This window comes from Hafnia paralvei ATCC 29927, from assembly GCF_001655005.1.
Classification (GTDB): Bacteria; Pseudomonadota; Gammaproteobacteria; order Enterobacterales; family Enterobacteriaceae; genus Hafnia; species Hafnia paralvei.
In genome coordinates this window covers 1-11876 of sequence record NZ_LXET01000059.1, presented here as the reverse complement: position 1 = coordinate 11876, position 11876 = coordinate 1, and the positions used below count along the sequence as shown (strand labels likewise).

General features: G+C 46.4%; 14 protein-coding genes. 7 read left to right on the top strand and 7 right to left on the bottom strand.

What is annotated here, in order from left to right:
* Nucleotides 1-2: 2 nt before the first annotated feature.
* From citE to citC, 3 genes are read right to left on the bottom strand one after another with little or no spacing between them, the layout of a single operon-like run.
* The gene (citE, locus tag M988_RS19045) at nt 3-911 is read right to left on the bottom strand and encodes a citrate (pro-3S)-lyase subunit beta (RefSeq protein WP_008814730.1); all 909 of its coding nucleotides are present in this window, start codon (nt 909-911) and stop codon (nt 3-5) included.
* On the bottom strand, nt 908-1204 hold the full coding sequence (gene citD / locus M988_RS19040; RefSeq protein WP_004095337.1) for a citrate lyase acyl carrier protein: 297 nt from the start codon (nt 1202-1204) through the stop codon (nt 908-910). Before citD ends, citE begins: the two co-directional genes overlap by 4 nt.
* On the bottom strand, nt 1201-2277 hold the full coding sequence (gene citC, locus M988_RS19035) for a [citrate (pro-3S)-lyase] ligase (protein WP_064575367.1): 1077 nt from the start codon (nt 2275-2277) through the stop codon (nt 1201-1203). Before citC ends, citD begins: the two co-directional genes overlap by 4 nt.
* A 391-nt stretch (nt 2278-2668) precedes the next feature.
* Between citC and dpiB the strand changes: the two genes are divergently transcribed.
* The 5 genes from dpiB (at nt 2669) to M988_RS19010 (ending at nt 7769) form a co-directional block, all read left to right on the top strand.
* On the top strand, nt 2669-4330 hold the full coding sequence (gene dpiB, locus M988_RS19030) for a sensor histidine kinase DpiB (protein ID WP_008814732.1): 1662 nt from the start codon (nt 2669-2671) through the stop codon (nt 4328-4330).
* Nucleotides 4299-4997 carry a two-component response regulator DpiA gene (gene dpiA / locus M988_RS19025; protein ID WP_008814733.1) on the top strand — a complete coding sequence of 233 codons (699 nt, stop codon included), beginning with the start codon at nt 4299-4301 and terminating at the stop codon, nt 4995-4997. The genes dpiB and dpiA overlap by 32 nt, the downstream gene beginning before the upstream one ends.
* Before the next feature lie 165 nt (nt 4998-5162).
* Nucleotides 5163-5771: a transcriptional repressor LexA gene (gene lexA, locus M988_RS19020; protein ID WP_004095345.1), complete on the top strand. Its 609-nt coding sequence runs from the start codon at nt 5163-5165 to the stop codon at nt 5769-5771.
* A gap of 108 nt (nt 5772-5879) precedes the next feature.
* The gene (gene dinF / locus M988_RS19015; protein WP_039184458.1) at nt 5880-7214 is read left to right on the top strand and encodes an MATE family efflux transporter DinF; all 1335 of its coding nucleotides are present in this window, start codon (nt 5880-5882) and stop codon (nt 7212-7214) included.
* Between the two features lie 345 nt (nt 7215-7559).
* Nucleotides 7560-7769: a CsbD family protein gene (locus M988_RS19010; protein WP_004095352.1), complete on the top strand. Its 210-nt coding sequence runs from the start codon at nt 7560-7562 to the stop codon at nt 7767-7769.
* Nucleotides 7770-7957: 188 nt separating this feature from the next.
* Here the strand turns inward: M988_RS19010 and zur are convergent, their stop codons facing one another.
* The 4 genes from zur to M988_RS18995 form a co-directional block, all read right to left on the bottom strand.
* Nucleotides 7958-8467: a zinc uptake transcriptional repressor Zur gene (gene zur / locus M988_RS19005; protein ID WP_008814735.1), complete on the bottom strand. Its 510-nt coding sequence runs from the start codon at nt 8465-8467 to the stop codon at nt 7958-7960.
* Nucleotides 8468-8644: 177 nt separating this feature from the next.
* Complete coding sequence (locus tag M988_RS19000; RefSeq protein WP_008814736.1) at nt 8645-8947, bottom strand: hypothetical protein; 303 nt, start codon at nt 8945-8947, stop codon at nt 8645-8647.
* Between the two features lie 121 nt (nt 8948-9068).
* Nucleotides 9069-9230 carry a hypothetical protein gene (locus tag M988_RS22995; protein ID WP_016361106.1) on the bottom strand — a complete coding sequence of 54 codons (162 nt, stop codon included), beginning with the start codon at nt 9228-9230 and terminating at the stop codon, nt 9069-9071.
* A 121-nt stretch (nt 9231-9351) separates the two neighbouring features.
* Entirely contained in the window at nt 9352-9957 is a 606-nt protein-coding gene (locus tag M988_RS18995) for a TetR/AcrR family transcriptional regulator (RefSeq protein WP_008814738.1), read from the bottom strand.
* Nucleotides 9958-10285: 328 nt separating this feature from the next.
* Here M988_RS18995 and dusA point away from each other — a divergent pair, with 328 nt between their 5' ends.
* Both dusA and pspG read left to right on the top strand, forming a co-directional pair.
* Nucleotides 10286-11299 (top strand): tRNA dihydrouridine(20/20a) synthase DusA, encoded by a 1014-nt coding sequence (gene dusA / locus M988_RS18990; RefSeq protein ID WP_064575365.1) that lies wholly within the window; start codon nt 10286-10288, stop codon nt 11297-11299.
* Between the two features lie 159 nt (nt 11300-11458).
* On the top strand, nt 11459-11683 hold the full coding sequence (gene pspG / locus M988_RS18985; RefSeq protein WP_008814740.1) for an envelope stress response protein PspG: 225 nt from the start codon (nt 11459-11461) through the stop codon (nt 11681-11683).
* Nucleotides 11684-11876: the final 193 nt, after the last annotated feature.

The following is an 11876-nucleotide window of genomic DNA, read 5'->3' as shown; positions in this document are numbered from 1 at the left end:
CCTTATTCTTCACGGATGCCAGAGAGTTCTGCGCGAGACAGAACCAGACGCGCACGTTCAATCACAGGGCTATCAACCATTTTGCCGTTCAGTGAAACAACGCCACGGCCTTCACGCGCTGAAGCTTCAGCGGCTTCCACAACGAGCTTGGCGTGATCGACTTCTTTCTGAGTTGGGGCGTACAGGTTATGCAACAGCTCGATTTGACGCGGGTTGATCAGCGATTTGCCGTCAAAACCTAGCTGCTTGATGTGTGCAGCTTCGCGCAGGAAGCCTTCTTCGTTGTTAGCGTCGGAATAGACGGTATCGAAAGCCTGAATGCCAGCGGAGCGTGCGGCCTGCAAAATAGAGCAGCGGGCAAACAGCAGCTCAACGCCTTCAGGAGAACGTTCGGTGCGCAGGTTGCGTACATAGTCTTCGGCGCCAAGTGCGATACCAATCAGGCGTGGAGAGGCATGAGCGATAGCAACTGCCTGAGTTATACCCTGTGCGGATTCAATCGCAGCCAGCAGACCTGTGCTGCCCACTTCACGGCCACATTCGGCTTCGATACGCGCAATTTCGTTTTCGATATCGATAACATCCTGTGCCGTATCGGTTTTTGGCAAACGAACGATATCAGCGCCACCGCGAACGACGGCTTCAAGGTCGGCTACACCATATTCAGAGTCCAGCGCGTTTACGCGTACGATGGTTTCGATGTCCTGATACAGTGGATGTTGTAAAGCGTGATAGACCAAGCGGCGAGCGGCATCTTTTTCACGCAGCACGACGGAATCTTCGAGGTCAAACATCAGCGCATCGGCATGATAGATAAAGGAGTTGCTCACCATTGCCGCATTGGCGCCTGGAACAAACAGCATGCTGCGGCGAGTGCGGGATTTACGCTCTTGAGCGATACGAGAAGTCATGCGCGATCCTCCCAAGGTAAATTTTTAACGTCGCTGGCGCGTACTAACAGCGTTTCTAGGCGAGCACGTAGAATGCAATCCAACGCCCCTTTGTCATCAACGATCAGCTGGACGCCACGTATGTCATGGCGCTCAAGAATTTCCAGCACCGTTGCGCGAATAGCATCGCCGAACTGTTTTTGAACGCTGCTGCTGATTTGCAGGTCAATGTCTTGTGTATCTATGGGCGCGATGCGCACCATTACGTCGCTAGACTCGAGAGTGCCTGCGACGGCTGCGTGAGTTATCTTCATTTTTCACCTGTTGCTAATGCGGATTCCTGCGGCCGGTCAGTCACGTTTTCTGAGCGAGGAACGAGCAGGCGTTGTAAATAAGCGCGGGTCGCTTCAGGCACCAAAGGCGTGATAGCCGGAAGATCTTTTTGCACCAGCAGTTTGCGTACCCACGAGGCAGAGATTGCCGTGCCGTGGTAGCGCAAACGCTCTATTTCCACCAGTTCAATCGGCGGAGCAGACAGAGACGGCGTCTCTAGCCAGTGGCGCATGTCACGGTTGTATTTGGCTGTGACTTCACAATACGGTTCGGTACCGACAAAACGGTGGGTAATACCCAGCGCGGGAGCCAAATACTGACGAAAAATTTTTAAGTCGATCTCGGTGTAACAATCATCGACCACGCCTTGTTCTTTGATGAAGTAACAAGGGAAAGTGGCGCGAGAAATGATGTATTCAGAACCACGATGCACCGTTAGGTTCTTAATGTCTGACGTCCCTGCGCGTACCAGTTCAAGGCGATCTTCATAAGGAAAACGCGAGGTATCTTCTTTAACTAAGAACAGATGCAGCCAGTCACATTGGGCGGCCGCTTGTTGCACCAAATAGCGATGTCCGTTGGTAAACGGATTTGCATTCATTACGATGCTGCCAATTTTATTGCCGTCGTGGCGCAGTGTGGTGAGGTAGCTGGCATAGCGTTGAATACGCGTTGCGCTGTTTTCCATTAACACCATAATATTTGGCACGCTGGTGACGGTATAAAACCCACATTGCTTAAATAGCGCTTCGTTCTGGGTTTTTGTGTATATAAATAAATGAGTGCAGTGCTTCTCATAGGCCAGATTTATTAATTCAGTGGCCAGTGTGAGTGCTAGGCCCTCACCGCGTACAGATTCACTAATGGCGACGCATTTAATGATATTGCCCGCGATACCGCCGCAGGCGATTAGCTGGTCATCACGGGTGACGGTAATAAAGACTTCCACGGTGGAATCAATACTCAGGCCATTTTCTCGCAGAAAATGAGCGATAGTTGCGATCTTCTTATTTTCAGAGCGCTTTACCTGAGAGAATACGGTATTACCAAACATAGATATTCCTGTTAGCTGCCGCACGTATGCATAGCGATCACAATTGTTGTGATTTGTTGCATATTAATAACGTTTTATTTTCAATTGCTCGTTGCAACGCTTTAATCTTTTTTGTTTATATTTGTGCGACGACGTAATGATCGTAAGGAGTATTAGGATGGGAAATCTTGACCTATTTCACAAAGAGTTATCAGATTTAAATAGACTTAATGGTTTTTATTTTCTTAATTAATTTTAATTGAATTAATGGAGTGGTTTTTATTTGTTTAATTGATTTAATCTGCGGAATCTGCAACGATCTAATCCGTTGTAGGTAGAAAACAAGGAAACAAATTCATTACATTTCCCTGATACTAGCCCATCTTTCTAGCCTAAAAAAGAGGAAATACCGATGTTCGGCAGACCAAATGTTAAAGAGTTTAGGTTTTTTAGCCGCCTCGCATTTCCTTTACGAATATTTCTCTTATTGCTTCTGGTCTCGACGTTATTAATTGCCGCCTTAGGCAAATATCTTTCTGCTTCCTTTGAAGATTATCTGAGTAACCATGTCCGTGATATGGCAATGAATCAGGCTAAGATCATTGCCTCAATCGACAGCGTTGTCACGGCTGTTAAAAATAGAGATACCAAGCGTCTCGCTATCATTGCCGATAAACTCGGTACGGGCTCCGATTTTGATTATGTGGTTATTGGCGACAAAAACTCCATCCGTCTGTATCACCCCAATCCGGCCAAGATCGGCTATCCCATGCAGTGGAGTAAGCCTGGCGCTTTAGCGCGCGGAGAAAGCTACTTCATTACAGGAAAGGGCTCAATTGGGATGGCTATGCGTGCTAAAACGCCTATTTTTGATGAACATGGTAACGTGATCGGCGTGGTTTCATTGGGATATTTAGTCAGCAAAATAGACAGTTGGCGATTAGACTTCTTATTACCGATGGGCGGTGTCTTTGTCTTAATTTTGATTATCCTGATGCTACTGTCATGGATGTTTGCCACCCATATTCGGCGGCAAATGCTAGGTATGGAACCTCATCAAATTGCTCGGGTGGTTCGCCAGCAAGAAGCCTTGTTTGGCTCGGTATATGAAGGATTGATAGCTGTCGATCCTGAGGGTTTGATTACTGCAATCAATCGTAACGCACGAAAAATGCTCGGTTTAAGTTCGCCTGGTAGACAATGGCTAGGAAAACCGATCAGCGATGTTGTCGAACCTGCGGGGTTTTTCACGGAACAAATCGAAGAAAAACGTCAGGATGTCATTTGCACTTTTAATGGTCTCAGTGTGATTGCTAATCGTGCAGCGATACGTTCAGGAAATGAGCTGCTGGGTGCCATCATCAGTTTCCGTAGCAAAGATGAAATTAGCACGCTGAATGCTCAACTCACGCAGATCAAACAGTATGTCGAAAGCTTGCGCACATTGCGTCACGAGCACCTGAACTGGATGTCGACGCTCAACGGTCTGTTACAAATGAAAGAATATGATCGTGCTTTGGCAATGGTAAAAGGTGAGTCGCAAGCACAGCAGCAGCTTATTGATAGCCTGCGTGGCTCATTTGACGATCGACAAGTCGCAGGGCTTCTTTTCGGCAAAGCACAGCGAGCGCGTGAGCTTGGCTTAACCTTAAATCTGGTAGAAGGAAGCCAGCTTCGCCAGTTGCCAGCAGGACTTGATAGTACTGAATTTGCTGCCATCGTGGGAAACTTGCTCGACAATGCTTTCGATGCCAGCTTGAAGAATCCGCAAGGTAATAAAACCATTGAGCTATACCTTAGCGATGAAGGTGATGATGTCATCGTGGAAGTGGCCGATCAGGGATGTGGCGTTCCAGAGTCTTTACGTGAGGCTATTTTTGAGCAAGGCGTAAGTACTAAAACCGAGGATGTGGGTGAGCACGGCATCGGACTCTATCTGATAGCCAGCTATGTAGGCCGCTGCGGTGGGGTAATTACGCTGGAAGACAACGAACCTTGTGGCACTTTATTTTCCGTATTTATTCCTAAAGTGAAAAAGACTTATGACACAACCAATAACGATTCTAATAGTTGAAGACGAAACGCCGCTGGCAGAAATGCACGCGGAGTTTATTCGCCATTTTCATGGCTGTGGACAGGTTTGGTTAGCGGGAAATCTCGCGCAGGCCAGAATGATGGTCGAGCGTTTCAAACCTGACCTGATCCTGCTGGATAACTATTTGCCGGATGGAAAAGGTATTACCCTGTTGCACGAACTGACTCAGGCTCGATTCTCTGGTGGGGTAGTGTTCACTACGGCAGCTAGCGATATGGATACCGTTTCTGATGCAGTTCGCTGCGGTGTTTTTGACTACTTGGTAAAACCGATAGCCTATGAGCGTTTAGGCCAAACTTTAGACCGTTACCATCAGCGGATGCGAATGCTGGCAAGTAACAATAGTGCTAGCCAGCGCCAGATCGATGACATGTTTAATGCCTATGCGCGCGGCGAGCATAAAGAAGAGTTACCTGTCGGTATTGATGCGCTCACTTTAGATAAAGTGCAGGGACTGTTTGCCGATCTTGATGCTCGCCATACTGCTGAAACTGTGGCACAGGAGCTGAAACTCAGCCGTACGACCGCACGACGTTATTTAGAGTTTTGTGCAGGACGGCACATGATCATGGCAGAAATTGTATACGGCAAAGTTGGGCGTCCGCAACGAACTTATCGCGCACTGGAAACTGTAAAAAACAGTTAATTTATTCACGGGAATTTGCTGGATATTGACTGTAAAAACACAAAAAGTGTGCGGTTAGAGCCAATCAGATGCGGTACGGTTCAATCTTTATGTATTTCACGGTTTCAAAATGGCCGCCACCTGTATATACTCACAGCAAAACTGTATAAACAAACAGGTGGTGGAATGAAAGCACTTACAGCCAGACAGCAGGAAGTCTACGATCTGATTCGTGACCATATTGAACAAACTGGCATGCCGCCAACGCGTGCTGAAATCGCACAGCGTTTGGGATTCCGCTCTCCTAATGCGGCAGAAGAACATTTAAAAGCGTTACAACGTAAAGGCGTGATTGAGATTGTGTCCGGTGCTTCACGCGGCATTCGCTTGTTGATGGAAGATGAAACGGGGCTACCTCTCATTGGCCGGGTGGCTGCCGGTGAGCCGCTGCTGGCACAGGAACATATTGAGGGCCATTATCAGGTCGACCCTTCATTGTTTAAGCCTAATGCCGATTTCTTACTGCGTGTTAATGGAATGTCGATGCGTGATATCGGCATTTTAGACGGCGATTTACTGGCCGTGCATAAAACACAAGATGTGCGTAACGGACAGGTTGTTGTTGCTCGTATTGAAGACGAAGTGACGGTTAAACGTTTGAAAAAACAAGGCAACATTGTTCAGCTACTGCCTGAAAACAGCGATTTTGAACCGATTGTGGTTGACCTACGTGAACAAAACTTCACGATTGAAGGTCTGGCCGTTGGTGTTATCCGCAACGGCGACTGGATCTAAAGTTCTCGCTATTGTGTTTGCGGTAACGCCGATAGACTAAGCCCCTTATTTGGGGCTTTTTCTTTGTTGGGAGAAGGTTGGCAAGTGGATCTGGGATGACGTGAAAAAATGAAATTACTGACACCAACTGATAAAGCGCTATGGATTCTCGCGCTGCCGATGATTTTGTCGAACATCTCAGTTCCGCTTTTGGGACTGGTTGATACCGCAGTTATTGGTCATTTGGATAGCCCTGTTTATTTGGGCGGTGTTGCTGTAGGCGCGATGGCGACATCCTTCCTCTTTATGCTGCTGTTGTTTTTACGGATGAGCACCACGGGGTTGACTGCTCAGGCATTTGGCGCTGGCGATAAAACGGCGCTAGCCCGTGCATTGGTTCAACCTTTGCTACTGGCTTTGTTGGCGGGGGTTGTCATTATTGCAGTGCGTGAACCGTTAATTGAGGGGGTGTTACGCATTGTTGGCGGGCATCAGGATGTGTTGGAGCAGGCTCGTTTGTTTATGCACATCCGTTGGCTCGGCGCACCGGCAACATTGGCTAATCTGGTGATTTTAGGCTGGCTGCTTGGCGTTCAATATGCCCGCGCACCTGTCATTCTGCTTGTGGTCGGAAACCTCATTAACATTACGCTTGATCTATGGTTTGTCGTTGGTTTGGGCTGGAAGGTTCAGGGAGCCGCTAGCGCGACGGTGATTGCCGATTATGCCACTTTCTTGCTAGGGATTGGCCTTGTGTGGCATGTAATGAAGTTGCGTGGGCTACACATGGAGTATTTCCGTAATGCGTGGCGTGGCAATCTGCGCCGCCTGTTGGCTTTAAATCGTGACATCATGCTGCGTTCTTTACTGCTGCAGTTATGTTTTTCATCGCTGACCATTTTAGGGGCACGCATGGGAAGTGAAATTGTTGCGGTAAATGCGGTACTAATGAACCTACTCACGTTCACGGCCTATGCTCTGGACGGCTTTGCTTACGCGGTCGAAGCCCATTCAGGACAGGCTTATGGTGCTCGGGATGGCCGCAGGCTGCAAAGTATTTGGCATTCAGCCTGCCGACAAGCGGGCATTGTGGCCATATTTTTTGCCCTGCTTTACGCATTGTTTGGCGGACATATCATTCAGATGTTAACGTCGTTGCCTGATGTTCAGGCGCTGGCAGCCCACTATCTTCCGTGGCAAATTCTTCTGCCGTTGCTGGGCGTTTGGTGTTATCTGCTGGATGGCATGTTTATTGGGGCGACTCGTGGAACTGAAATGCGTAACAGCATGGCGGTAGCTGCAGTGGGTTATGGATTGACGCTTTTTACTCTACCTTGGTTAGGTAATCACGGTTTATGGCTGGCGTTGGCAGTGTTTTTATCTCTACGTGGCCTTTCGCTATGGATCGTCTGGAGACGGCATTGGCGGAGTAATACGTGGTTTGAAGCCAATAATATTTATTAAAATCATTGAGTTGTTAGTGATTTGAATTGTGGCAATATGATAATTCCTATAGTTATTATGTTGCCCTAAAATGGCGCTTTATTAATATTTGCTTACATTCTAAGTGGAAAAATTATTCGCTGCTTATCGCCTGTTTTCTAACTGATTTTGTGCTTTATTCGTAAGATATTTTATTTAGTTGCACCGAAATTTTAGCTGAAAATTTTTTTACTCTGATTATCCGCTAGTCTTAATGGTGAACGTTAACTAATGCCTCGCAGCAAAATTTATATTTAGAAATTAAATATTTTTAAGTTACAGATGCGAGGGGAATACATTCCATTACATAAGTGATACGGAGTTATTATGAATAAAGATCAAGCCGGCGGTAACTGGAAGCAGTTTAAAGGTACAGTGAAAGAGAAATGGGGTAAGTTGACCGACGATGATCTTACAGTCATTGAGGGTAAACGAGACCAGCTGGTAGGTAAGATCCAAGAGCGCTACGGCTATCAGAAAGAAGCCGCAGAGAAAGAAGTGAAAGCTTGGGAAGAGCACAATAAATATCGTTGGTGATATTATTGTCTGCCGAAGCCAAATAATCATTTGGCAAAACGCATTATAAATAAAGTATGGACTCGAATATTGAGATAAATAATATTCCTTTATTGATAGTGTGCTACTGCTTATATTTATTGCCAATGATGAAAAAGAGCCGCTGATGCGGCTCTTTTTTATGTTTATATATAAATTCCGAATTAGCGCTATTTTTTCTTTTTAGGCTCGGAATGATCGTGATGACAAGTATCTCTGCTATCGCAAGACTCTATCTTGCCACAATCACGGCAAAGCCCATGTGCTTCAACTACGCTATGTTGCAGGGAGAAACCGGTCAAAGCGGCTAATTTTTCTAAATGTTCCTGCACTTCTTTGGTGGTTTGCTCCGTCACTTGACCACAGCGATGGCAAATAAATAACGCCGAAGTATGGCTAGGTTCTTCAATGTGATGGCACATCACATAGCTGTTAGTCGATTCCACTTTGTGAATGAAACCCTGCTCCAACAGAAAATCCAATGCTCGGTAGATAGTCGGCGGTTTTGCCTGCGGCTCAGATACTCGCAGCAAATCTAGCAAATCATATGCACTAATAGTGCCTTTCTGACACGCCATCAGACGCAGCACTTCCATCCTCTGCGGAGTCAGTCGAACATTGCGTTGCAGACAAATTTGTTCTGCCTGTGCGAGCAGTCGCTCTAAAGAGGTTGTGGTCATGGTGTTTGCTTCCGGCCAGTAAGATTTCGTTATTTTAACATAAATAGCAGATAGGCCGAAGAGCACAAAATTTGTGGGGGAAAAGCGTCTGATAAACGAGGGAAAACAAAACGGGCTGACAGGTTATTCCCGTCAGCCCGCTTTTAACTCATGAGGCAGTGGCTCATATTCAATCTGTTATTTGATTTCAGATTGATGAGCATAGGCATCGCTGTTGTTCAGATTATTGATAATCGTTGCACGTTGATCCTGTGTACTCAACTGAGAAAACGTAGCGCTACCGTTAATCGATGAACGTTCAATGCCAGCCTGTTCCAATTTTTGTTGTGCCATCAGCTGATGAGCATAAGAGGAACCGTTACGGTTTGAATAGGCCAAAGTGCTTTGTTCTGCAGGGCTTAATTCTGAAAATGATTGAGCAAAAGCAGAACCAGTAAGGGTTAAAGCAACGATGGCAGATAATACGATTGAGGTTTTCATGATGTTTTCTCTTCTTTAAATTTTTTAAGTGGGTCAGACGGCGTTGTTATTGCAGACTGGCCTACATTGCAGGTGTTAATAACAAATACATGCTTAAACAAACGGCACTGGGCATGGCTGATTATTTATTCAACGTAACCTGATGGGCTTGGGCGCTACCGTTGTTTAAATGATTCACGACGGTGGCGCGCTGTTCGCTTGCTGTCATATCTGAGAAACTTTGTGCGAAAGCAGAACCCGCAAGGGCTAGAGTCATCAGAACGGTCAAAGTCATAGTTTTCATGGTGTCATCTCTCAAAAATTGTGATCTGGATACTGGTTTATTAGACCGGTCGTCTAGTTAATGGGTAAAAAATAATGCCAAACGTTTTCACGCAGGCATTCATTGTGCTGCGATAATATCTCTATATGGTGCCGGGTTTCAGTAAGCGTTCCGTACGCTGCATCGCTGAAACAAACGGTGCATCAGATCGGTTGACCTTAGCCCGTAACGCTGCGCCTAACCATAAAGAATACAGTGAATCTGCGAGTAATTCGGGCGATTCATCAATCGCAAGCGACCCTTCTTCAACGCCAGATTCGATACTCGACTGCAACTGGGCGATGACTCTTGTGATACCTGAGTCGAGTGCTTCACGCATCACCTCAGATAAGTCACTGACTTCACCAGCCAGCTTCACGACTAAACACTTACTGTGGCATACCGTTTCACAGCTTTGCGTCATCCAATGAGAGAAATAATCTAACAAATGCTGACGCTGTGTTTTTTGCCCATCCGAAAACTTCTCTTTCAGCATGACGACGTAATCGCTGAAATAACGGGTAAGCATAGCTTCACCAAACTTCTCTTTCGATTTGAAGTAATGGTAGAACGAACCTTTTGGTACTCCCGCGGTGGCAAGAAGTTCATTTAATCCCATGGCGGTAAAGCCGAGGTTTAAAATCAGTTCCTCACCCACATCTAAGATGTGTTCGCAGGTGTTGTTGGTCGTGCTAGTCGTTTTGTTCATGTGATTTAATATAGTAGACCGGTTGGTCTAAGTCAATATCCGGTTCATTATGTGAGCGAGATCACATGTGTAATAAAAACTTTACGCAGGTGAAATCAGCCACCGCTGTTATTGGCGCTAAGAGTATCTTAGTTGCGCTGAAAAAGCAGGTGCCAACATTGCAGGCGAGAGTATGTTGAGCACGTGCATTAATCGTGCGGCTTAATCGAGATACAGCTTCAATACTGGAAGTCGGTAGGATAAGCGCCAATTCACGGTATACTTGTGTTATACCAGCGGTGACGCAGTTTACCGTATTTGATTCAAACTGACTGAAATTCTGAGAATAATGACCCAAAACGCCACTAATCTTTCTTCTGCAATGCCGTTCAGCCAGAGCCGTTTTTCCGTTGCTCCGATGCTGGATTGGACCGATCGCCACTGCCGCTATTTTCATCGCAAACTGAGTCGCCAAACACTCCTCTATACCGAAATGGTCACGACGGGTGCCATTATTCATGGTAAAGGTGACTATTTGGCCTATAGCGAAGAAGAACATCCGTTGGCGTTGCAGCTAGGGGGCAGCGATCCCGAAGCATTGGCGCATTGTGCCCGTTTGGCCGAACAGCGTGGTTATGATGAAGTAAACCTTAACGTTGGCTGTCCATCAGACCGGGTGCAGAACGGTCGTTTTGGTGCATGTCTTATGGGGGAGGCTCAACTGGTCGCCGATGGTATCAAAGCCATGCGCGACGTTGTTTCTATTCCAGTTACGGTAAAAACGCGTATCGGTATTGACGATCAGGATAGCTATGAGTTCCTGTGTGATTTTATTGATATCGTGTCTGGGAAAGGTGAGTGTAATAGCTTCACTGTCCATGCGCGTAAAGCGTGGCTTTCCGGGCTGAGTCCGAAAGAAAACCGTGAGATCCCACCGCTGGATTATGAGCGTGTCTACCAACTCAAACGTGACTTCCCTCATCTAAATATCGCCATTAACGGTGGAGTGAAAACGCTGGAGGAAGCAAAAATCCATCTACAGCACTTGGATGGCGTAATGATGGGGCGTGAAGCTTATCAGAGCCCAAGTATTTTAGCGCATGTCGATCGTGAACTGTTTGATTCTACCGCTGATGTACCAAACAGTATTGACGTGGTGCGCTCGCTCTATCCCTATATTGAACGTGAACTGTCTAACGGAACTTATTTAGGCCACATTACGCGCCATATTCTCGGCTTGTTCCAAAGTATTCCAGGTGCTCGCCAGTGGCGTCGGCATTTGAGTGAAAATGCGCATAAGCCGGGTGCTGGTGTAGAGGTAGTCGAAGCCGCGTTGCAGTTCGTGAGTCAACCACGTGGCTAAATAAACGAAAAGTTAGTAAATTTCACCAAGCGCTGTAACGCCCGTTACAGCGTGTCTTATCAAAATCAATGAGTTACAAAAAACTCTTACTTGGCATGATTCTTGTAAAAGAGTGAATAGCTAACGGTATCGCCGTTAAATTTTACTCAGGAGATCACCATGTTTGAAGTCCTCTTTATTCTTGGCTTTTTTGCCGTGCTGATGGTGACCGGGGTTTCAATGCTGGGCATCATCGCAGCCATGGCAGTTGCCACAGTACTTATGCTATTTGGTGGCCTATTTGTGATGGTGCTTAAACTGCTGCCGTGGATAGTTTTGGCCATTGTCGTGGTGTGGATCTACCGTTCTATGCAGAAGAAACCGCAGCCAAGGCGGTATTATTAAGTTTGGGTGTGCTTATATCTACGTTGGAACGGTGATGGGCGTCTAAGTATCTTATCCCTGTGCGCCTTCGACCTACCGCCATCTTCTCTGATGGCGGTTCTATCATGCATTTCATCTAACACGAAAAGACAAAACAATATTGTTTTGCCTTTGCCTTTTTAATTGTTTAAGTCTTGGTAGGAAGAGCCGGCAC